The 21,983-nt window shown below is 70.9% G+C and carries 22 protein-coding genes; 11 read left to right on the top strand and 11 right to left on the bottom strand.

From position 1 onward, the window contains the following. Positions 1-2 precede the first annotated feature (2 nt). Complete coding sequence (locus tag OG452_RS03700) at positions 3-437, bottom strand: roadblock/LC7 domain-containing protein (protein ID WP_327294157.1); 435 nt, start codon at positions 435-437, stop codon at positions 3-5. Then, the gene (locus OG452_RS03705; RefSeq protein ID WP_327294158.1) at positions 427-2,364 is read right to left on the bottom strand and encodes a sensor histidine kinase; all 1,938 of its coding nucleotides are present in this window, start codon (positions 2,362-2,364) and stop codon (positions 427-429) included. Before OG452_RS03705 ends, OG452_RS03700 begins: the two co-directional genes overlap by 11 nt. A gap of 362 nt (positions 2,365-2,726) precedes the next feature. Between OG452_RS03705 and OG452_RS03710 the strand changes: the two genes are divergently transcribed. After that, a complete protein-coding gene (locus OG452_RS03710; protein WP_327294159.1) occupies positions 2,727-4,001 on the top strand; it encodes a cytochrome P450 in 1,275 nt (424 codons plus the stop codon). Positions 4,002-4,170: 169 nt separating this feature from the next. On the opposite strand, the gene OG452_RS03715 is transcribed toward OG452_RS03710, so the two are convergent. The 5 genes from OG452_RS03715 to OG452_RS03735 form a co-directional block, all read right to left on the bottom strand. Next, positions 4,171-5,424, bottom strand: a complete 1,254-nt coding sequence (locus OG452_RS03715) for a PP2C family protein-serine/threonine phosphatase (protein WP_405565694.1) — start codon at positions 5,422-5,424, stop codon at positions 4,171-4,173. A gap of 183 nt (positions 5,425-5,607) precedes the next feature. Continuing rightward, entirely contained in the window at positions 5,608-6,672 is a 1,065-nt protein-coding gene (locus OG452_RS03720; protein WP_327294161.1) for a hypothetical protein, read from the bottom strand. A gap of 125 nt (positions 6,673-6,797) precedes the next feature. Next, positions 6,798-7,394, bottom strand: coding sequence for a hypothetical protein (locus tag OG452_RS03725; protein WP_327294162.1), 597 nt, complete (start codon positions 7,392-7,394; stop codon positions 6,798-6,800). Positions 7,395-7,652: 258 nt separating this feature from the next. After that, positions 7,653-7,862: a DUF397 domain-containing protein gene (locus OG452_RS03730; RefSeq protein WP_327294163.1), complete on the bottom strand. Its 210-nt coding sequence runs from the start codon at positions 7,860-7,862 to the stop codon at positions 7,653-7,655. Then, complete coding sequence (locus OG452_RS03735) at positions 7,844-8,686, bottom strand: helix-turn-helix domain-containing protein (protein WP_327294164.1); 843 nt, start codon at positions 8,684-8,686, stop codon at positions 7,844-7,846. The genes OG452_RS03730 and OG452_RS03735 overlap by 19 nt, the downstream gene beginning before the upstream one ends. Before the next feature lie 292 nt (positions 8,687-8,978). On the opposite strand from OG452_RS03735, the gene OG452_RS03740 reads away from it, so the two are divergent. The 4 genes from OG452_RS03740 to OG452_RS03755 all read left to right on the top strand — a co-directional run bounded on the left by OG452_RS03740 (position 8,979) and on the right by OG452_RS03755 (position 10,457). Beyond that, positions 8,979-9,269 (top strand): hypothetical protein, encoded by a 291-nt coding sequence (locus OG452_RS03740; RefSeq protein ID WP_327294165.1) that lies wholly within the window; start codon positions 8,979-8,981, stop codon positions 9,267-9,269. 83 nt (positions 9,270-9,352) lie between these two features. Next, positions 9,353-9,538 (top strand): hypothetical protein, encoded by a 186-nt coding sequence (locus OG452_RS03745; protein WP_327299498.1) that lies wholly within the window; start codon positions 9,353-9,355, stop codon positions 9,536-9,538. A gap of 56 nt (positions 9,539-9,594) precedes the next feature. Further along, positions 9,595-10,110, top strand: coding sequence for a hypothetical protein (locus OG452_RS03750; protein ID WP_327299499.1), 516 nt, complete (start codon positions 9,595-9,597; stop codon positions 10,108-10,110). Then, positions 10,107-10,457: a winged helix-turn-helix domain-containing protein gene (locus OG452_RS03755; RefSeq protein WP_327294166.1), complete on the top strand. Its 351-nt coding sequence runs from the start codon at positions 10,107-10,109 to the stop codon at positions 10,455-10,457. The genes OG452_RS03750 and OG452_RS03755 overlap by 4 nt, the downstream gene beginning before the upstream one ends. 223 nt (positions 10,458-10,680) lie before the next feature. Here the strand turns inward: OG452_RS03755 and OG452_RS03760 are convergent, their stop codons facing one another. Beyond that, the gene (locus tag OG452_RS03760; protein ID WP_327294167.1) at positions 10,681-11,748 is read right to left on the bottom strand and encodes an Lrp/AsnC family transcriptional regulator; all 1,068 of its coding nucleotides are present in this window, start codon (positions 11,746-11,748) and stop codon (positions 10,681-10,683) included. A gap of 169 nt (positions 11,749-11,917) precedes the next feature. Here OG452_RS03760 and OG452_RS03765 point away from each other — a divergent pair, with 169 nt between their 5' ends. The 5 genes from OG452_RS03765 (at position 11,918) to OG452_RS03785 (ending at position 18,551) form a co-directional block, all read left to right on the top strand. Beyond that, complete coding sequence (locus OG452_RS03765; RefSeq protein WP_327294168.1) at positions 11,918-12,820, top strand: polysaccharide deacetylase family protein; 903 nt, start codon at positions 11,918-11,920, stop codon at positions 12,818-12,820. Positions 12,821-13,164: 344 nt separating this feature from the next. Then, positions 13,165-14,469, top strand: a complete 1,305-nt coding sequence (locus OG452_RS03770; protein ID WP_327294169.1) for an MFS transporter — start codon at positions 13,165-13,167, stop codon at positions 14,467-14,469. Next, positions 14,469-15,308: an SDR family NAD(P)-dependent oxidoreductase gene (locus OG452_RS03775; RefSeq protein ID WP_327294170.1), complete on the top strand. Its 840-nt coding sequence runs from the start codon at positions 14,469-14,471 to the stop codon at positions 15,306-15,308. Before OG452_RS03770 ends, OG452_RS03775 begins: the two co-directional genes overlap by 1 nt. Next, positions 15,305-17,551, top strand: coding sequence for a 2-dehydropantoate 2-reductase (locus OG452_RS03780; RefSeq protein WP_327294171.1), 2,247 nt, complete (start codon positions 15,305-15,307; stop codon positions 17,549-17,551). The genes OG452_RS03775 and OG452_RS03780 overlap by 4 nt, the downstream gene beginning before the upstream one ends. A 481-nt stretch (positions 17,552-18,032) precedes the next feature. Then, the gene (locus OG452_RS03785) at positions 18,033-18,551 is read left to right on the top strand and encodes a DUF1203 domain-containing protein (protein WP_327294172.1); all 519 of its coding nucleotides are present in this window, start codon (positions 18,033-18,035) and stop codon (positions 18,549-18,551) included. 50 nt (positions 18,552-18,601) lie between these two features. Here OG452_RS03785 and OG452_RS03790 read toward each other — a convergent pair whose 3' ends face one another. Together OG452_RS03790 and OG452_RS03795 are read right to left on the bottom strand one after the other, a co-directional pair. Beyond that, positions 18,602-19,798, bottom strand: coding sequence for an MBL fold metallo-hydrolase (locus OG452_RS03790; RefSeq protein WP_327294173.1), 1,197 nt, complete (start codon positions 19,796-19,798; stop codon positions 18,602-18,604). Positions 19,799-19,939: 141 nt separating this feature from the next. Next, complete coding sequence (locus tag OG452_RS03795) at positions 19,940-20,731, bottom strand: SGNH/GDSL hydrolase family protein (protein WP_327294174.1); 792 nt, start codon at positions 20,729-20,731, stop codon at positions 19,940-19,942. 270 nt (positions 20,732-21,001) lie between these two features. Between OG452_RS03795 and OG452_RS03800 the strand changes: the two genes are divergently transcribed. Further along, positions 21,002-21,814, top strand: coding sequence for a tyrosine-protein phosphatase (locus OG452_RS03800; protein WP_327294175.1), 813 nt, complete (start codon positions 21,002-21,004; stop codon positions 21,812-21,814). Position 21,815: 1 nt separating this feature from the next. On the opposite strand, the gene OG452_RS03805 is transcribed toward OG452_RS03800, so the two are convergent. Next, a complete protein-coding gene (locus OG452_RS03805; protein WP_327294176.1) occupies positions 21,816-21,959 on the bottom strand; it encodes a DUF6126 family protein in 144 nt (47 codons plus the stop codon). Positions 21,960-21,983 lie beyond the last annotated feature (24 nt).

Here is a 21,983-nt window from a genome sequence, read left to right on the forward strand (position 1 = left end):
GTTCAGCGCCCCGTGGCGCTCGATGCGCCGACCCGGCTGCGGGCCGGCGTCACCAGATAGGGCCGCACGCTCTTCACCAGCATGGCCATCTCGTATCCGAGCACCGCCGCGTCCGTCTCGCGTCCGGCCAGCACGGCGAGACAGGTGCCGGAACCGGCGGTGGAGACGAACAGCAGGGTGGAGTCCAGCTCGACCACCACCTGCCGGACCTCCCCGCTGTCGCCGAAGCGGGTTCCGGCGCTGCGGCCGAGCGAGTACAGGCCGGAGGCGAGGGCCGCCATGTGGTCGGCGCTGTCGGCGTCGAGCCCGTGCACGGACTTCACCAGTCCGTCGGCGGAGAGCAGGACGGCGTTGCGGGTGAATGGGACGCGCTGGACCAGGCCGCTCAGCAGCCAGTCGAGATCGGACACGTGCGCGGTCGGCGCTTCACTCGCCATGGTGCATCTCCTCCTTGGAGGATTCGTCGGGGAAACCGTCGGGGAAATCGTTGTCGCAGTACGGCGGTTGGCCGTGGTCCGGCCTCTCGGGCTCGGCCTCGGCGAGGCTGATGCCGCGCTGGAAGGCCGCCATCAGGCCCGGGTCGTGGACGGCGGGGTGCTCCTCGTCGGGCCGGGGGGCCGGCGCGTCCTTGAGCTGGGGGACCAGGTGCTGCTGGCTTCTGCGCCGGGGCAGATCGGGCCGGTTCGCGGGCGAGAGCAGCGGCAGGGGCCCGGTGGCGTACCGCGCGCTGTCGGTCACGGCTCCGGCGTCCGGCGGCGGTCCGTGGTGGGCGCCCGGGAGCGCCGCGGCCGGGTTGGGCCGCTCGCCCTCCGCCTTCCGTACGGGCAGCGGCGGGGCGGAACGGCCGGACGGGGCCATCAGCTCATCGGGGGCGTGGGGCGAGTGGGGCCCGGCCTGGAGCAGTGCCTCCGTCGACCGCGGTCCCGGTACGAGCGGTGCCTGGTGTGCTGGAGACTCCTGGTGGGCCTGTGGGGTGTGAGGTGCCGGTGGGGCCTGGGACGCCTGCGGAACCTGGTGTGCTTGCTGGGTCTGCTGGGCCTGGAGTGTCTGCTGGGCCTGGGGTGTACGTCCGGCCGCCCCCGTCCGGAGCCCGGTCTCGTCGGCGCCGAGCAGGGCGGTGGGCAGGACGAGTACCGCCTGGACCCCGCCGTAGATATTGGTCTGGAGCCGGACCGAGACACCGTGCCGGCGGGCCAGCGCGGCGACCACGTACAGGCCGATCCGTCCGTCCTGGAGCAGATGGGCGACGTTGACCTGGTCGGGCTCGGCGAGCAGGGCGTTCATCCGGTCCGTCTCGGTGACGGACATGCCGAGGCCCCGGTCCTCGACCTCGACGGCCAGTCCGGCGGTGACGTGCTGGGCACGGAGCAGCACTTGGGTGTGCGGGGCGGAGAACACCGTGGCGTTCTCGACCAGTTCCGCCAGCAGATGGATGACGTCGGCGACGGCGTGGCCGCGCAGTGTTCCGTCGACCGGCGGCACCAGTTTGACGCGGGGGTACTGCTCGACCTCGGCGACGGCGGAGCGCATCACCTCGGTGAGGGAGACCGGGTTGGACCACTGGCGCCGGGAGATGGCGCCGCCGAGCACCGCGAGGTTCTCCGCGTGTCTGCGGATACGGGTGGCCAGATGGTCAACCTGGAAGAGGCCCTTGAGCAGTTCGGGGTCCTCGACCTGGTTCTCCAGCTCGTCGAGCAGCTGGATCTCCCGGTGCACCAGCGACTGGAGGCGCCGGGCGAGATTGACGAAGACCTCGACCTTCTGCTCGTCGACCGTGGTCACGGCGGGCGGGGCGATCCGCGCGGCCCGGACCACGGACTCAACGGCGGCTTCCTGGGCCCGGTTCAGCTCAACGGCGAGCAGGTCGAAGGCGTCGCCCCGGGACGGCCCGGCGGTACCGCCCCGTCCGCCGGGCGGGGCCTCCCCCCTGCTGAGCCGGTCGACCACGGCCCGCAGGTCGGCCTGGCCGCGCGCGCTGGAGCGGCGCAGCCCGTTGCACCGGTCGAGCACCGTCCTGGTGACCCGGTCGGCGCCCAGCGCGGCGGCGGCCATGGCGGCTGCCGCGAGCGCTGCGCATCCGGCCAGCACCCCGCGCAGTGCCACCGAGGGGTGGACCCCGGCGGAGTGGATCGTGTAGACGACGGCCGCGGTGCCGCTCAGGGCCGCTACGACGGTGGGAAGAATGGCGGTACGCAGCAGCTGAGGCCGTATGCGGGCCTCGGGTGTCGGCGGTACGGACCGCGAGCGGCGGGCGGACGGGGCCGCGGAGGAGCCCGGCCGGGAGGCCGGGCGGTTGCCCGCCCGGCCGTGCCGTCCGCCTTCCGGCCGGTCGTTCCGCGCTTCGGGTGCGCGAAGTTGAGACATCAGCGTCCTCGGTACGTGGGATACCAGGGCTCACCGACAGGGAAGGCAACTCACCTGACGCGTCTCCCTGTTGATCAGCAGCCACTCACAGTAGTCGCCACGCCGTGGGGCTCGATGTCTAGTTGCCGAACTTGCGCGCCGAGCGTCCCGCTCTGGTATGAGGGCTCGTACGCGCGGCCGAAAATTATGCTGGTGTCACGGCCCCGATATGGCTGGCGGCGCCGACATGACTGACGGAGCTGACGTGACGGACGGAGCCACCCATGACCAACAGGGCTGACAGAGCCGAGAGAACCGCCCGTGCCGACCACGCACCGGGCCTGCGGAACGGCTGGGCATATGGTCCGGGCAGTATTGCGCGCATGACGAATATCCGATCACGCATGACCACGTGGCTGGGCCGCCGATATATAGCGAATATCCGCAAGAAGGGCTTTGACCTGTCCAGCGCCTCACTGCTTCCCGAGGCGACCCTCATGCCGCTGCGGCGCACCGGCCTCGACCCGGTCCCCGATCTCGGCGAACTGAGGGAGAGGGAACCGATCAGCAAGCTGTCCGTACCGCTCGGAATGAACGTCTGGCTGGTCACGGGGTACGAGGAGGCCAAGGCGGTACTGGGCCGAACGAAGGGCTTCAGCAACGACTTCACCAATCTGATAGGCAACGCCGGCGTCACCGAGGGCCAGCACCCCGGCGGCCTCGGTTTCTCCGACCCGCCCGTCCATACACGTCTGCGCCGTCTGCTCACGCCGGAGTTCACCATGCGCCGGCTCGCCAGGCTCACGCCGCGCATCCACGAGATCGTCGAGGACCGGCTCGACGAGATGGCGCGGACCCCGGGCCCCGTCGACCTCGTCCAGGCGTTCGCGCTGCCGATACCCTCCCTCGTCATCTGCGAACTCCTCGGCGTCCCGTACGAGGACCGGGAGGACTTCCAGCGCCTGGGCACCACCCGCTTCGACCTCTTCGCCGGGGCCGACGCCTCGTTCGGCGCGATATCCGAGTCCCTCTCCTATCTCCGCGACATCGTCAAGAAGCAGCGCGAGAACCCGGGCGACGGCCTGCTCGGCATGCTGATCAAGCAGCACGGCGACGCCATCGACGACGAGGAACTGACCGGCCTCGCCGACGGAGTGCTGACCGGCGGCCTGGAGACCACCGCCAGCATGCTCGCCCTGGGCACCCTGGTACTCCTGCAGAATCCGGACCACTTCGAGACCCTGCGCGACGACGACGCGGCCGTGAGCCCCTTCGTGGAGGAGCTGCTGCGCTATCTCACGGTGGTCCAGGTCGCCTTCCCGCGCTTCGCCCGCGAGGACATGGAGATCGCCGGTACCCGGATCTCGGCCGGCGACGTGGTGCTGTGCTCCCTCAGCGGCGCCGACCGGGACGCCTCCCTCGGCCCCGGCATGGACGCCTTCGACCCCACCCGCGCGTCCTCGTCCCACATCGCCTTCGGTTACGGCATCCACCGCTGCATCGGCGCCGAACTCGCCCGGATGGAGCTCTGCGCGGCCTACCCGGCGCTGCTGCGTCGCTTTCCGGCCATGTCGCTGGCCGTACCGGAGGAGGAACTCGCGTTCCGCAAGTACTCCGCCGTCTTCGGCGTCGACTCCCTGCCCGTGCACCTGGGCTGACCGGCCGGCCGGCGCACGGCCCGGTCCCGCCGGAGCAGGGGCGGGCGGGGCCGGCGGAGGAGCGGCTCCCCCTGTCCGCCCCCTATGCCTGAGCCATGGCCGGCGCCACGGTGGGTCGGACAGCCTGATGAGGGCGGCCTCACGCGCCTTGGCAACCGGCGCCCCGCGGTCACTCGCTCGGAGGTTCCGGTTCACCCTCGTCGGGGTGGGAGAGCAGGTCGGGGGCCGTGTTCCGGGGGCCTTCGGGGGCGCAGGGGCCGTGCCATTCGATGAAGAGAACAGTGGCGTCGTCCTGGAGCCGGCCCTGGTGGTAATCGAGGATGTTACGGATCAGACGGCGCAGGGTCTCCGGGACGGGCAGCCCGTCGGCGTTGTGACGGAGGATGAAGTTCATGAAGCGGTCCAGGCCGAACTCCTCACCGCCCGGTTCGTGGGTTTCGGTGATTCCGTCGGTATAGAGGACGAGGCGGTCGCCGGGACGGAGCTGTTCCCGGCACTGGGTCGCTTTCACGCCGAGATCGGTACCGAGGGGGGCGCCGGGCGGGCATGGCAGCAGGCCGGTCCAGCTCCCGTCGCGAATCACGATGGGCGAGTGGTGGCCGTGGCTGATCCAGGTCAGCTCCCCGCTGCGCATGTCGAGGTCGGCCAGGATCGCGGTGACGTAGCGGGTATGGGCCAGCTGCTCGACCAGAATGCTCTCGATGACCCGGCCCGTCTCGACCAGGTCGGCTCCCTGGCGGCGCGCGTTGCGGCAGGCGGCCACCGCGAGGTTCGCGGCCAGGCCGGCGGCGATATCGTGCCCCATCGCGTCGAAAATTGCGAGATGAACCTTGTCATCGGCCAGGGCGTAGTCGAAAGCGTCCCCGCCGACTTCGTAGGCGGGCTCCAGTGCGGCGCCGATCGTCACGCGGCTGTTGGCGAACGCGCGCGGCGGCATCAGATTCCACTGCATTTCCGCAGTCACGTTCATCGGACGGACGCGTATCCGCCGGGCGAAGGAGTCACTGTGCGGTCGTTTCTCCACCAGCAGCATGGCGACCAGCGACGCCAGGTGCCGCATCGCATCCATTTCCTGTGCGCTGTCGCCGTCGGTGTCGACACGCAGGACTCCGATGCGCTCGGCGCCGTCCAGTAGCGGCACCCACCACCGGCCCGTGTCCGCCCCCACCTCGGCCAACGGTTTGATGGTCTCGAAGACCCGGCCGGCCGGCGTGTCGGCAACCGGCAGGTCGTCCGGCAGTCCGTCCGCTTCGCGGCCCGCGTCCAGGCCGCGCCCGGTCAGTAGCCGCAGCCGGTCTTCTTGCAGGTCAGCGACGTAGATCAGCACATTGGCCAGGCCGGCCTTCGCTGCATGATCACGCACCGCGCCGGGCAGTTCCTCCATCGACATGGTGTGACAGGCATCGAGCAGTCCGACCAGCATCTGCTCACTGGTACGCGGCACGGCACTCACCTGATCCCGCGAGGTGACGACCCGTATCCGTCCGCACCACCCATCAAGGGGAGCACGGGCCGCAAGCGCACGGCAGACGAAGACGAGAAGCCGTTTGAGGGCTCTCCCCCACCGTACGGCCACTGCCCCACAGGCACGCAAGGACGGGAGGGCTCACCGCGGCTTGCCGGCCTTCGCCGGACGCTGTTCCGTACGGAGGAGTGCGAGTACCGCGCTGACCGGTGGCAGGACCAGTGCCGTCAGGAGCACCAGGCTCACGGCGGCCGGGACGATCTCCATCACGGCGCCGGCGGCATACGGGTTGTCGTTCGTGAGCCACAGCACCGTGAGGCCGACAGGGTGGGCCAGAGGCTCCGCGGCGTACGACAGGGCGGTGTACGCGGCGACGGCGGCGGCCGTGAGCAGCGCGCAGACGGGCAGCGCCCGCCACCGCCGTGCGCCGCCCGTCAGCGACCAGGACCGGCGTACGGCGGCCCGGGCGGTGGACGCACCGTTCACCGCGGCGGCGGTGGCAAGGCTCAGGCGGAGCCATACGAGGAGCGCGATGATGACGACGACGGACGTCAGGCCGTTGGCCAGCAGCCGGTAGCGCGTGCTGCTCCAGTAGTCGAGCGGCTCGATCTCGATGCCCATCATGCCCCCGTGCCGGAAGAAGCCCGCCACGAGATAGGCCAGCAGCGCCAAGGGCAGCGTGCACACGAGCGTCAGTAGCTGCACGCGGAGGGCGAGCCAGATGTACGGGCGGCTGCGCCGCCACAGCTCGCCGGGGCCCGGGCGCCGACCGCCCGCCTCCGCGTCACGGACTGCCACGGCGTTCGCGACGTGCAGCAGGGCGAGGACGAAGACGGCGAGAATCAGCAGCAGCCCCATGAAAGGGAGGCTCCTGAGGAAGATGGAGGTGTACTGCTCCGGGAAGTAGCCCACGGGCGGATCCTCGTACGCTATCTCCGAGCGAGCGCCCTTCCAGGTGAGGGCGAAGTTGTGCCAGGAGGCGGCGAACGCCGCCGTCACCAGCGCGCAGCCCCCAAGCGCGGCGAACAGCGCGACGCCGAACGAAAGGCCGTACAGGCCACGCCAGTTGCCACGGAAAAGTCCCAGGGCGCCTGCGGTGAGCCCCCGCCGTCGCGGCAACCCGCCCGGGGTTCCCCCTCCCTCCGAGAACTCCCGGTTGTTCTCCGCTCCGTCGGGCAACGCCGCCTGTCGGTTCTCCCGCGCCACCGCTTGCGCCCCTCTCCGTACCGTGCCGGTGGAGCTGTCTTCCGCCGGCCCCGCGTATGCCCCCAACCACATGACGTTAGTCAACGCCGCCCTCACCCTGGAGAGGCGACTCCGAGGACGATCGATCAGTGCTTGACCGGGGGGCAGTAGCCGGTGTTCTCGCCGATGCTGTTGATCTCGGCATTGGAGCGGGAGTCGCCCGCGTAGTCGGTCTGGTTGGTGCAGCTGGTGCCGGGCTTCTTGGGGGTGCCCGCAGGCGTGCTCTTCTTCTCCGGTGCCGGGCAGTGGCCCGTGTTCTCGCCGATGCTGTTGATCTCGGCATTGGAGCGGGAGTCGCCCGCGTAGTTGATCTGGTTGGTGCAGCTCACCCCGGACTTCGCGGAGGCGCCGGAGGATGTGCCCGTGGATGTGCCCTTCTTCTCCGGTGCCGGGCAGCGGCCGGTGTCCGCGCCGATGCTGTTGATCTCGGCGTTGGAGCGGGGGTCACCGGCGTAGTTGATCTGGTTGGTGCAGCTCACCCCGGACTTCGCGGAGGTGCCCGAGGTCGAGCCCTTGGCGGACTTGGATGCGGGAGCGGGGGACTGCGTAGTCGAGGAGGAGGACGAGCCGGCCTTGGAGGACGAGGCCGCGTCGGTGCCGTTGTTGTCACAGGCCGTGAGCGCCAGACCGGCAGCCACAGCGGCGAGGGCGAACATCGAGATCTTCTTCTTCCGAACGAGCATCATTGTCTCCTCAACGGGTTCCAGCCCCTGGCGGGCAGGCCATCTGACCTTCGGGAACATCGGCCGACCGGCCGGTGACCGGGCCTTTTGCCGTGGTTCTGAAAGTTGAGATGCCGGGGTGACCCCCGAAAGTTCCTGGCAAGATCGCCGTATGACAGGACCGTGACATTCGGCCCGGCGTTCCATGACGACACAGCCCCCGCTGACCGGTGCCGGTCGGCGGGGGCTGTCGGTGACTCAGGGGTATGGCTGCTGCGGTCAGGCCCTCAACTCGCCGTCGCGCAGGGCGGAGACAAACGCCGCCCAGCCGTGCGCGGCGAATGTGACGACGGGGCCGTCGGGCTTCTTACTGTCACGTACGGGGACAGCGGCAGCGAAGCCGTCAGCGACCTCCAGGCACTGGCCGCCATCCTGGTTGCTGTAGCTGCTTTTGCGCCAAGTCACTGCAGTCAGGTCGAGGGATCGCACGGTACTTCCTCCAGAATGCGCAGAATGAACTTCCGCGACTCGGCTGGGGACAAAGCCAGGTCGCGTACCGAATCGTACGCACGTTGCAGCCGTTCAACCGGAGCAATTTCCTCGATGAGTTCACCCCTGTACCCGTTTTCGGCGTAGGCCACGGTACGCCCCTCGGGCAGGCGGAGGAACATCACGTCCGCGTTGGTGAGACCGTGCAACCCAGCCCCGAACGGCACCACCTGTACGGTCACATCGTCCCGCTCGCCAACTTCCAGTAGATACTCCAACTGCTGCCGCCACTGCGTCGGGTCCCTCAGCGGCGTCCGCAACACCGCCTCCGACAGGATGGTCCGGAAGTGCGGCGGGTCTTCACCGGCCAGCAACTCCCGGCGCCCCATCCGCGCCTCCACCTGCTGCTCCAGCTCATCTCCCTTGAGGCCACCTGCAGCCAGCACCTCTCGCGCATACCCCGGCGTCTGCAACAGTCCCGGCAGCACGCTCACCGCAAAATGCCACAGGCTGGTCGCGTCCGACTCCAGAGCCATGTACTGCCGGTACCGCTCCCGGAACTGCGTACGGTCCCCCATGGCCAACTCCCAGAGGGCGAGCAGCATCCCCGGCGTACCGAAGTACTGGTCCAGCGCCTGGACGACTTCGGGCCCGCCCAGCGTCTCGCCCTTCTCTATCTTGCCGAACAGCGAGTAGTCCCAGCCGAGCCGGTCACCCAACTGCCGCAGGCTGACACCGCGCAGGGCGCGCAGTTTCCGTAACTCCTCGGCGAACCGCTGACGCGGCTCCTGGCTGCGGCTGGTGACGAGGCGTCGTTGCGGCATGGCGCTCCTTCCAGGGCGCTCCGGCCTGCCCGGAATCCGCCCCCGTACCGGTACACATACACGCGCGCCCGCCGGTCCCCCGCATTCCATGTGGAAGGTGTGGAACGCGGCGGGCCGCGAGAGAACGAGGGAACGCCATCGATGCACCCCGGCCCACCCGGGCGGCATTCTCGTAACACCCCCACTACGCACCGTAATTCACCGCTGGTGGGCCCGGCAGCGAAACCGCACAACCCACGGGTCCGGCCCCTCGCCGCTCCCCAGGACACCGACCGCAAGGAGCCCCCCAGCCATGTCGACGACTCCCCCGCTCCCGCGCCGTATCCCCCGCAACCCCTCCACCGACAGCCCGAAGGTCCAGGAGGCGCTCGACGCGCGCGACGCGCTCGCCGAGGCTCTGACCCGTGCCGGGATCCAGCTGCCCGCGATGGACGTACGCACGCCCTGGTTCGAGCCCGAGGCCGAGCCGGAGCGGGACGACGCCCCGGCGAGCACCCGGTACGCGCTGGTGTATCTCGGAGTGTGCTCCGCGCCGGTCGCGCTCGCGCTGGCCGCTGTCATCGCGAAGGGGGCGGGACAGTGAGTGCCACCCGGCAACCGGACCCCGACACGGCAACTCCCCGCCCTGGAACGCCCGTTCGCGACGTCGCCAGCAACCGCGTCGGCATCGTCATGGCGCACGAGGGCCCCTGGCTCCAGCTCCGGCCGCTGGGTGGCGGCCGCGAGTGGGACGCCGACCCGGCCCGGGTACGCCCGGTCGGCCCGGCCGAACTGCTGCAGGCCCGCGTCGCCGAGGCCAACGCCCGCAGCCGTGCCACAGGAGGAGAAAGTACTTTCCAATCTGGAAAGTAGATGGCACGATGGAAAGCGTCAGCTCCACCGTGTGCCTCAGAAGGGTCCGTGTGCTCATGCCGCCGCAGGAGAACGAGTCCGTACTTCTCAAGGCCGACACCGGCTCGGCGGAATACGCGGCAGGCGCCCTGCGGGACGTGGAGAAGGCCCAGGAGCAGGCCCGCCTCCGGGCAGGTCTTGTCCCTGCCTGGTACGGACCGACCGCCGCCGTGGCCGTGATAGTGCCGAGCGCGGTGCAGGCCTGGAGCGACGACGAGGGCGGCCAGGCGACTCTGGTGGCCCTCGTCGTGTCGCTTCTGGCGCTCGCCGTCATCCTCCTGCTCGCCCGGGCAGCGCGCAGGGGAGCCGGGGTTCTCATCGACCGGTCCTGGCCCGCGCGGCTGTGGCGGAGCCGGGTCGCGCTGCCGGCCGTCTTGCTCGCGGGCGCTCTGGCCGGGGGGCTGTGCTGGGCGTCCGGAGCGAGCCAGGGCGCCGCACAGCTCACGGCGTTCGTCGTGGGCGGGCTCGGTGTGTGGGTGGCGTTCCTGGCCCGCAACGCCGTGATCAGGCGGTCCCTGGCGGAGTCGGCGTGACGGGCGCTCCCCCGGGACAGGGACGGCCGGCGCTGGACGAGACGATCCAGCATCCGACCCGGCTGGCCGTCGCCGCCTTCCTCTCGGCGTGCGACGAGGCCGAGTTCGCCGCCGTACGCGACGGCTGCCAGGTGTCCGACTCGGTCCTCAGCAAGACCGCCTCCGCGCTGGAGACGGCTGGATATCTGACCATCCGCAAGGGCCATGTGGGCAAGCGTCCCAGGACCTGGCTGTCCCTCTCCCCCACCGGCCGGCAAGCGCTGGACGACCATCTCACAGCGCTCCAGGACATCGTGGCCGCGGCCCGGCAGGCCAGCGCCCGGGAACGGGCCGGACAGAGCGGCTGAGCCGCCGGGGGTGCCTCGACGGGGGGCGACGGGGGGTGTCTCGATCACGACGGGGACGGCCCGCACGTCGCGCTCGCCCTGAACTCCTTGGTCGTCTCCCAGACTTCGTCGACGACCCCACTGTCGTACCCGCGGTCCACTGGTGGCTTCCCCGAACCAGGTCCCGGCTCCGGCAGACATCGCGAGGAGGTGAGAGGGGCCGCGGTCTGCCGACCGCAGCGGGTCACCCCGCCTCCGGGACAGCGATGTCTCCGTCGCACCACGGGTCGATGGGCGCGCTTTCCAGACAGCGCCCCAGTTCGTCGAGAATCCATCCCTGACGCTTCACCGTCCGCAGCACGATGCCGTGGTCGGCGATCTCCAGCGCCGGGCACTCCGCGCCGATCCGCTCCTCCAGGTCGTGGGCGCTGTCCACGGAGTGCAGCCACGTGGACATGAGGATGTTCGTCTCGCCGCTGGTCGCCGTCAGCAGCCGGACGCCCGGCATCCGGCTGAGCCGCTCACAGATCTGTCGCCGCTGCGGGACCGCCACCCGCGCCCACATGAGTGAGGTGACCGGCCACCCCGTGATGTGCTGGGCGATCTCGCAGCGGAACGCGACGGCGCCGGTACGCTCCAGCCGCGCGAGACGGCGACGGGCCGCGGTCTGGCTGGTGCCTGTGCGCTCTGCGAGTTCGGAGACGGGCAGTCGGCCGTCCGGGGCGAGGGCCAGCAGCAGGTCTCTGTCCGGACCGTCCAGCGTGCCGGGCAGGGCCTGGCGCGGCGCGGTCTCGTCCGCGGCGGCCTGGAGGAGCAACTGCTCCGAACGAGGGAGCGCGTCCAGCCGCCAGTCGCTTCCGGCGACAAGGATGCGCGTGGTGATCTTGGTACTGACCCGCACCACACCGGGCAGACGGCTCACCCGCTCCAGGATGAACCGGGACAGGCCCGGCAGATCCCGGGTCACGGCGTTGATGTGGATGTCCCGTCCGCTGGCCAGCTCCATGACGGACTTCGTCCGCGGGTCCCTGGCCAGGGCGAGTGCCACCTCGTGCCGGACCGACGGCTCACAGTCCACGTCGATGAAGGCGTTGCACAGGGATCGCCACAGGCCGGGGCTGCCGGTCGCGGTCACCCAGGCCAAGCCGCGGTCCGAGATCCGGCCCCAGCGGCGCGCGACCGTCACCGCGCTGAGCCCGAGCACCTCGCCGATCGCCGTCCAGGAGGCCCGTGGCGCGATCTGCAGGGCGTGGGCGATGGCGATATCCGTCTCGTCCAGCTCAGCCTGGAGCGCGACGGCGGAATCCTTCACACGAAGACGGTCCATGGCGATTCTCTTCGATTTCCTGGGTCGGTGCACGGGAGGTGCCCACGATGGGCCATCAGCAACGGGCCACACAAGAGTGGCGGACGGAGCGCTGTCTCCTCGGGCGACCCTGGAGAAGACAGAGCGCATATCTCTCACGAAAGGTCGGATTCCGATGGCGCAGAGTGAGCAGCAGCCGTGGGAATGGGACGAGCCGACCTGGCGCGGCCATGTCGGACACGTACGCGCCGGGCGCCCCCTCGCACCGGACACCTGGCCCGGCGGCGCCCGCTGCGCGGTGGCCGTGTCCTTCGACTCGGACCACGAGACCCCGGCTCTGCGCGACGGGGAGACGCGCCCGGCGAAGCTCGCCCAGGGCGAGTACGGCGCGCGCGTGGCCGTGCCCAAGATCCTTGACCTGCTGGAGCGCCACCGCATTCCCGCGAGTTTCTTCATGCCGGCAGTCTGCGCGCTGCTGCGCCCGCAGGAGGCGAGGGCCTACACGGCCGCAGGCCACGAACTGGCCGTCCACGGCTGGATCCACGAGCGCAACACTCTGCTCACCGCGGGAACCGAACGTGAGCTCCAGTTTCGGTCCGCCGACACCCTGGAGCGGATCGGCGGCGTACGCCCCGTCGGCATCCGCACGCCGAGCTGGGACTTCTCACCGCACACCCTGGCGATCACCCGTGAGATGGGCCTGCTCTACGACTCCTCACTGATGGCTGACGACGAGCCTTACGAGCTGGTCGAGCACGGCGAGGCGACAGGCGTGGTGGAGATCCCCGTGGAGTGGATCCGCGACGACGCGCCCTATTTCATGATGGATCGCTTCGCCTCGCTGAGGCCCTACATCGCGCCGCGCGACGTGCTCCGGATCTGGCAGGACGAGTTCGCCGCCGCGTACGCGGCCGGCGGCCTGTTCCAGCTCACGCTGCACCCGCACATCATCGGCCACCGCTCGCGTCTCGTCGTACTGGACGAGTTGCTCGCACACATCGGTGAGCACGACGCGGTGTGGTTCGCCACCCACCGGGAGGTCGCCGAGCACTGCCTCGCGCAACGCCCGGCCCGCTGACCCAACGACCTCCGTACGACTGACCGCCACCGGCGACGGCGCCTCGTCGTTCACCCGGCACCAGACCCCGCATCCGTCACATCCGGACGCACCTCGGCGCCCCGGCTCCCGCTCGCGACCCCCGGGCCCCGCTTCCACGCCGCCGTGCCCGCTCGCCGGCCCGCGTGGACACATACCGCGCGGCTCTCCCCGGCACATCGATTCCCGTTCCCCCGGGTTCATCCCGCTCGTCCCCACCCGGCATCACCGCCCGCACACAGGACTCTGCCCGCCCCCACGCTCCCGCCCCCGGTCAGTCCCCGATCCGTCCCCTGTGACGCTCCAAGGAAAGCGAGGATTTCCTCGTGCCACTCGACACCGCCGCATCCGGTATCGCCCCATCTCCCAAGCTGACGCCCCGGCAACGCAAGGCCCTCGTCGCCGGAGCCGTGGGCAACACCGTCGAATGGGTCGACTGGGCCCTCTACGGCATCTTCGTGAAGATCATCGCGGATGTCTTCTTCCCGAAGGCCGACGGCACGGTGGCGCTGCTCTCCACCCTCGCCGTCTTCGCCGTCGGTTTCGTGATGCGCCCGGTGGGGGCCGCCTTCCTCGGCGCGTACGCCGACCGGCACGGCCGCAAGAAGGGGCTCGCCCTCACGATCGGCCTGATGGCCGGCGCCGGCTTCGTCATCGCTCTGACCCCGGGCTACGGGACGATCGGCATCGCGGCTCCACTGGTCCTCCTGCTGTCGCGGCTGGCCCAGGGCTTCTCCGCAGGGGGTGAGTTCGGCTCGTCCTCGGCGTTCCTGGTGGAGTCCGCCTCGCCCGGCAGACGTGCCTTCGCCGGATCCTGGCAGCAGGTATCAGTGGCGGGCGGCGTCCTGATCGCGTCTCTGCTCGGCACCACCTTCACCTCGCTGCTCAGCGAGGACGCCCTGCATGCCTGGGGCTGGCGGGCCGCCTTCGTGATCGGCGCGCTGCTCGGTCTGGCCGGGCTCTGGCTGCGGGTCTCCGTCGAGGACACCGACTCCTTCAACGAGGCCAAGGCCGAGGGCCAGGCCAGGAAGAACCCGTTGAAGGCAATGCTCGTCGAGCACCCCGCCGCCGCACTCCGGGTCGCGGGCATCACGGTCGCCGGCACGCTGACCTACTACATCTGGGTCAGCTACCTTCCGACGTACGCCAACCTCACCACGGGTATACCGCTGAAGCGGGCACTGCTCTCCCAGACGCTGTGCCTGATCGTCTTCCTCGTGCTGCTGCCTTTCGCGGGGCTGCTCTCCGACCGGCTCGGGCGCAAACCCACCATGGCGGGCTTCGCGGCCGGCTTCGTTGTCCTGGCCTGGCCGATGCTGCACATCCTGAACGACAGCTTCCTCGTGCTGTTCCTGGTACAGCTCACCGGCATGCTGCTGATCCTCGGCTACTCCGCGAACTGCGCGGTGATCATGGCCGAGCAGTTCCCGCCGGAGGTACGCGCCACCGGCATCGCCCTCCCGTACGCGCTGGCCGTCGCGGTCTTCGGCGGCACCGCCCCGTACGTCACGACCTGGATGAGCGACTCCGGTCACGCCGGCAAGCTCTGGCTGTACGTCTCCGGCTCCGCCCTGATCTCTCTCATCGTCTACCTGACCATGCCCGAGACGAAGGACAAGGAGTTCGCCTGATGGCGCACGTATTGGTCACCGGTGCCGCGAGTGGCATCGGACGGGCCGTCGCCGAGCACTTCGCCGCCGCCGGCCACCGACTGACGCTCGTCGACATCGACGCCGCCCCGCTCGCGGACACGGCGAAAGCACTGGGCGCGGCCCACCAGGTCCGTGACCTCGGCTCGGCCGACGGCCCATCCGACGCCATCAGCGATGGATGGCAGGCCCACGGGCCGGTGGACGTGCTGGTCAACGCGGCCGGTATCTACCCGTCGCTCGACATGACCGAGGTCACCGCCGCCGACTGGGACCGCGTCCTCGCCCTCAACACCCGCGCCCCGGTGCTCGCGACGGCCGAACTGGCACGGCGGGCCATCGCCTCGGGCCGGACCTCGTCGGTGGTCAACATCTCTTCCGGCGCCGCACTGCGCGCCCGGCCCGGCGGCGGCCCGTACGCGGCCTCCAAGGCAGCGCTGGAGATGGCGACCCGCGCAGCGGCCCTCGAACTGGGCCCGCACGGCATCCGCGTCAACGCCGTCAGCCCCGGCTTCATCGGCGTCGACAGCACCTGCAACCCCGTCACCGACGAGTACGCGACGGCTGTCTCCGTCAACCCGCTGGGACGGCCGGGTTCCCCGGCTGACATCGCCCGCGCCGTCGTGTGGATCGCCGGCCCTGATGCCTCCTGGGTAACCGGCGAGATCCTGCGCGTGGACGGCGGCAGCGGCACCGGTGCGACCCACCTGCCCCGGCTGGGGCCCCCGCCGCGCACCTCGTCCACCGGCGGCACGACCGCCACCGGTACCCATACGCCGGACGCACGACGCCCGGACTCCACGAAGGGACACACCTCATGACCGGCGATGCCTACACCGTTGTCGGAGCGGGCGCCATCGGCGGCACCCTCGCCCACAGTCTCGCGGCGGCCGGACACCGGGTCACCGTCATCGACACCGACGCCGACCACGTGGCTGCGATCCGGGCGGACGGGCTGACCATCCTGCACGGCGGGGAACGCGAGAGCGTCCGCCTCGACGCGGCCACCCCCGACACGTACCAGGGGCCGCCCCTGGCCCGTGTCCTGCTCAGCGTCAAGGCACACGCGACCGAGAAGGCCATGCGCTGGATCGCACCGCGCCTCACCCCGGACGGCTACGTCGTCTCCGTGCAGAACGGCTTCAACGAAGAGCTCATAGCCGAACACATCGGCGCCGAGCGTACCGTCGCCGCCTTCGTCAACATCTTCGCCGACCTCGTCGAACCGGGCGTGGTGCGCGACGGCGGTCCCGGCGCGTTCGTCATCGGCGAAGTGGGCGGGGCACCGGTCTCCGCCCGGGTGCGCGCCCTTGTCGCCGATCTCCAGGCGTGGGGTCCCGCACGGGCCACCGAGAACGTCGAGGGCTACCTGTGGGCGAAGGCCGCGTTCGGCGCGATGCTCTCGGCCACCGCGCTGGCCGACGCCCCCATGGCGGACCTCACGGACCGCCACCGCGCCACCATGTACGCGCTGGCCGCCGAGGTGTACGCGGTGGCAGACGCGTCCGGTGTACGCCTGGAGTCCTTCGACGCCTTCGAGGCGCCCGCCTTCCGGCCCGACAACGACCCCGCCCTGCGCGGTGCCGCGTGCGACCGGCTGACCGCGTGGCTGCGCACCCAGCCTAAGGACCGCAGCGGCATCTGGCGTGACCTGGCCGTCCGCCACCGTCCGGTGGAGGTGACCACGCACTATGCGCCGGTCCTCCAGCAGGCACGGCGCGCGGGCCTGAACGCTCCGGTGCTACGGGCTGTCCTGGACGGTCTGCGGGAACTGGAGCAGGACCCGTCCACCATGTCCGAGTCCCGGCTGGACGCCCTCGACCGCCTCGCCGTGTCCGGCGGCCACACGGCCGGGACCGGCGGACCCGAGTGCCACGCCCTGCCCGCGGGGCCCGCACTCACCGGGGCGCAGGCCGTCGCCGTCCACGGCTGGCTGGACGAACACCGTGACGCGATGGACGCCGACCTCGCCGCCTACACCTCCCAGGAGAGCTCCAGCGACGACACCGCCGCCCTCGCCGCCTGCCTCGACTGGCTGCGCGGCTGGCTCGACACCTCCCTCGGCGCACCCACGAGCGAGGAGGTGCGCCCGCGCGAGGACGCGGGCGACATCCTGATCCGCCGCTACGCCGGCACGGGCCCGTCAACAGAGGCGCCGGTACTGCTCGTCGGCCACTACGACACCGTCTGGGCCACCGGAAGCCTGCCGGACTGGCCCTACCGCCGGGAGGGGGACCGCATCTCCGGGCCGGGTGTGTTCGACATGAAGGCCGGACTCGTCCAGGCCGTCTGGGCGCTGCGCGCGCTCACGGCGCTCGACTTGCCGCGTCCTGAGTGCACCCTGCTGCTCAACGGGGACGAGGAGACCGGCAGTAAGGCGTCGAGCGACGTCATCGTCGCCGAGGCGCGGAAGTCCCGGGCGGCGCTGGTCTTCGAGGCGAGCGCGGACGGGGCGGTGAAGACGACCCGTAAGGGAGTCGGACTGTTCTCCCTCACCATCACCGGTGAGGCGGCCCACGCCGGCCTCGACCCGACATCCGGTGCCAGCGCGGTCAACGAGATCGCCCGCCAGGTGCTCGCGCTGGAAGCCCTCGCGGACCCAGCGGCCGGGACCACCCTCAACGTTGGCGTGCTGCGCGGCGGTACCCGCAGCAACGTCACGGCGGCGGAGGCGACCGCACAGCTGGACATCCGGGTCGCGACCGACGACGAACGCGCCCGCCTGGACGTCGCCCTGGCCGGACTCGCCCCGTCCGACGCCCGGACCAGCCTGCGGATCGACGGAGGCTGGAACCGTCCTGTCTTCGAGCGCACCGAGGGCGTCGGCCGGGTCTTCGCCCTCGCCAGGTCCTGCGCCGCGCCGCTCGGCCTGGATCTGCGCGAGACAGCCGTGGGCGGCGCCAGCGACGGGAACTTCGTCCTCGCCGCAGGTACCCCCGTCCTGGACGGACTCGGCGCGGTGGGAGGCGGCGCCCACGCCCGCAGCGAGCACGTGACGCTCAGCGGCATGGTCGAACGCTCCGCCCTGGCGGCGGGAGTCCTCGCCGCCTTCGCCACCGCCTGACGCGACGCGCCGGCGGGTGACGGTGTGCGGGGGAGGATCGCTGTGTGTTCCGTCCCGGACGGACGTGCCCGGCCCGCAAGGGCAGTACGAGGGCGTCCGGGCGGAAGGGGCGTCATCTCACCTCCCCGGATGCGTGGGCGGCTGGGGCGTCCGTACTCCGGCCGCGGCGCCCGGCCCGCTCTCGCAGGGCCTTCTTGCCGGCCTCCCCGGCACCGTTGGCCGGAAGCGTGTCCAGGTATTCGACGCTTTCGGGTGCGTGGATGCGGGGGGGTGACACGGTCCACATCACCGTCCGCGCCGGCTGCCCCCGGCCTGGCAGAGCCGGACTGACAGGACAAAGGGTGGTGGGCCCCGTCAGAACCGGGGCCCACCACCCCCCTGCGTTCCAGCACGGACTGCACCCTGTGAGGGCACGCGGCCGGGCGGCCTCGGCGTCAGAATTCCGCCAGTACCTCCGGGCCGCGCCGCCGACACTGGAGCCATGACCACTTACGCAGCTCTTCCCATCCCGCCCGCCACCCTGCGGGAACTCCGCGTCACCGACGACTCCGGCAAGCCCCTCCACGCGTACACCGCCGGCGAGGACGGCGTCCCCATCGACTCCGTCGGCAGCCCGCTGCGCTGCTGCCTGCGGTCCATCGAGCCCGGGGAGCGGGTGGCCCTTGTCTCGTACGCACCGCTGCGGCGCTGGGCGGCGGCGACCGGTGCCGCCCCCGGGGCGTACGACGAAGCGGGGCCGGTGTTCATCCACGCCGACGAGTGCGAGGGCCCGGGCGACGCGCACGGCTACCCCTTCGCGCGGCCGGGGGCACTGCGCACCGTCAGGCGCTACAACGCCGAGGGGCACATCGTCGGCGGCCGTCTCCTGGAGATCCCCGTGGACGCCGGGGCCGGTTTCGACCGGGCTTTCGATGAGGCGTTCGCCGTGCCGGAAGTGGCGATGGTGCACGTACGCGCCCTGGAGTACGGCTGCTTCCAGTTCGCGGTGCGGCGGCCGTAGTCCGGCACCCCCGCTCACCCGCCGGGGAGGTGAGCGGGGGACGCCCGCGCTCAGGAGTGCTGCTCCTCCGGGAGGTCGAGACCGCTCGGATCGGCGGCCGGGGCGGTGTCCGGTCCCACCGAGACGCGCCACGGGCGGTCGATCGGCGGGGACACCGCCCGCCACCAGGGCTCGGACGGGATCTTGCCCGAGGGCTCGAAGGGCTCGCCTGCCCGGGGCAGCGCCACCGCCTGCCCGGCCTCCCCCGCGGCGTCCCTCGTCCACTCGCCGGGCTCCGCCCACGGGTGCGTGGCCAGGTTGAAGGTGCCCCAGTGGATGGGCAGCAGCACGCCACCGGGCTCACCGCCCTGGAGATCCAGATGTGCCCGCACGCCTTCAGCCGGGGTCATGTGAATGTCCGGCCAGAACTCCGAGTAAGCGCCGATCTGGATCATCGTGGCGTCGAAGGGGCCGTGTCCGGCGCCGATGTCCTTGAATCCGGGGAAGTACCCGGTGTCGCCGCTGTGGTAGATCCGGTGCTCGGGTCCGGCGACGGTCCAGGACGCCCAGAGCGTGTGCTGCTGGTTGCGCAGCCCGCGGCCGCAGAAGTGCCTGGCCGGCGTGGCGGTGAGCCGGATGCCGGCCACCTCCGCGGTCTCGTTCCAGTCCAGCTCGCGCAGCCGGGCGGCGGGCACACCCCAGCGCTCCAGGTGCGCGCCCACGCCGAGCGGTACGGCGAAGACCGTGTCGGTCCCCACGAGTGCCTTGATGGTGGGGAGGTCCAGGTGGTCGTAGTGGTCGTGCGAGATCACCACGACGTCCACTGGCCCCAGAGCGGCGAGCGGCAGCGGCACGGGGTGCAGGCGCTTCGGCCCCGCGAACGAGAACGGTGAGCAGCGCTTGCCCCAGACCGGGTCGAACAGCACCCGCCGGCCGTCGATCTCGGCGAGCACGGTCGAGTGCCCCATCCAGGTGAGCCGCAGCCCCGAGGCCGATGGCTTCGCGAGGTCGGCGACGGTGGTGGCGTGGACGGGCACGGTGCCTTCGGGGGACCGGAGTACCCGTTCCTCCTTGCGGAAGTAGACCTTCGCGAACTCGGTCATGGAGCCGGCCGGCCGGGTCCTGGCGCCCACCGGGTTCTGGAACACGCCGTCGGCGAAGTTCGGTGAGCGGCGGATACGTGCCATCCGCTCTCCGGCCGGGTCCGCACCGAAGCCCTCCGGCCGCAGCGCGCGGAGCCGGGGCGACAGAGAACGGGAATCGGGCACGGGGACCTCCAGGTGTGCGATGTCGATCCATTATGTGCGTCGGGCACGACCGTGGAGGAACGGCCTCGTGAACGGTCGCAGCGCCGCCACCGGGGCACGGATCTGTCCCCGCCGGATCCGTGCCGGGCGTACGAAGCTGCCTCAGAGCGGCAGCAGGTCCGGGCGCTTGGCCGCCACGTGGTCGCCGGAGGACTCGCCGCGGAGCCTGCGGCCTATCCAGGGCACCAGGTGTTCGCGGGCCCATTGGATGTTGTCGCGCCGTACCTCGGCCGAGCCGCGCGGCGGCTCCGGCGGCCACGGCTGGTCCGGGTCTGCGGGTACGTCGAGGCCGAGCACCTGCGCGGCCCGCAGCGCGACACGTGTGTGGCCCTCGGGCGACAGATGCAGCCGGTCGCCGTCCCAGGCACGCCGGTCCTGGATGGTCTTGAGGGACCACAGGTCAAGCACCGGGGCGCCGTGCCGTGCGGCGATGACCCGTACGTGCTCGTTGTACGTGGCGATCTTGCCGCGCAGATGGCGCAGGACCGGAACACCTCGGGTGTCGAAGCCGGTGGTCACCATGACGGTGCCGACCGAACCGGTCAGATCGGCGAGCGCCCGCTCGAAACGCTCGGCCGCGTCGTCCGGGTCGGAGCCCGGCCGGATGATGTCGTTGCCGCCCGCCGAGAAGCTGACCAGGTCGGGGGCCAGCTCCTTGGCCCGCGGGACCTGCTCGTCGACGATCTGGTCGAGGAGCCGTCCGCGTACCGCGAGGTTCGCGTAACGGAAGGTGTGTTCGGGGACGCGGTCGTCCAGAAGTACGGCGAGCCGGTCGGCCCAGCCAACGAAGTTCCCGTCAGGTCCGGGGTCCCCGACTCCCTCGGTGAAGCTGTCGCCGATCGCCGCGTACGACCCGATGATGTCTCTGTTCTTGATTGCCGAATCGTCTGCCACAACGGCCAATCCTGCACCTCGCGATGTGACCTACGCGACCGTATTTAGGGGGTGACAGGCCGTGAGAAAGGCCACCTGGTCAGTTTGCCTAAAGGCGGAATAAGGGAGGCCACCGTGGATCTCCGGGGCACGATGCCTGCATGACGCACCGATGTCGTATCGTCAAAATCCAGGGCCGTTACGACACGGCCGGCGGCTGGTGCCACGGCACTGGTCCACCACGCGCCGACGGCGGCGACCAGCCACGCCGGCCGGACACCGAGGAGCCCCGTGACGCAGCATATTCCGCAGGTCCCGTCGGCAGAACCCGATCTTGCCGGGGTGCGCAACTTCCGTGACGTGGGCGGACTGCCGACCGTGGACGGACGGCGGGTGCGCCGGGGCAGGCTGTTCCGCAGCGGCCACCTCGCGCACGCCACCACGGAGGACGCCGTCTTCCTGTCGTCGCTCGGGCTCCACACGATCTTCGACTTCCGTAACGCGGCCGACGTGGCTCTGGACGGGCACGACGTCGAGCTGGCGGGCGTCCGTAATGTCAATATCCCGCTGACTGACCCGGCGGACGGTTCCGAGTTCTGGCGCATGGTCCGCGACGGCGACCTGGACCAGCTGCGGCGGGTCCTCTCCGACGCCCGGGCCGCGGGCCGGATGTCCGCCTCGTACCGCTCGATCATCACCACCAAGACCGCCGAGCACAGCCGGGTGCTGCACGCTCTCGCCGAGGACAGCGTGCCTGCCCTGATGCACTGCGCGGCGGGCAAGGACCGGGCGGGACTCTCGATAGCGGTGACGCTGCTCGCGGTGGGCGTCGAGCGCGACGCCGTCGAGGCGGACTACCTCAAGTCGAACGATCCCCGGCGGCGCTACCTGGTCAAGCGCAGCGACGAGTCGGCCGACGCGCACTCCACCGAGGTGATGCAGCTGCTGAGCCCGCTCTTCGAGGCCCGCGCCGAATATCTGGAGACGGCCTTCGCGACCATCGACGAGACGTGGGGAACCACCGAGCGCTATCTCACCGAGGGTCTGAAGCTCTCCCCGGAGACGCGCGAGAAACTGCGCGCCCGGCTGCTCGACGACGCCTGAGCTACTGCCGGCCGCCGAGCGTGAACAGCAGATAGACGAAACCGGCGAAGAGGTGGCCCGCCACCAGGTAGGCGACAAGCCGGATGACGAGTCCGCGGGGGAACTTCTTCTCCTCGTTCGCCTTCACCGGGTTGGTTTCTGGCATGGCCGGGCCTCTCTTCGAACGGAT

The sequence above is a fragment of the Streptomyces sp. NBC_01197 genome (assembly GCF_036010505.1).
GTDB lineage: Bacteria > Actinomycetota > Actinomycetes > Streptomycetales > Streptomycetaceae > Streptomyces.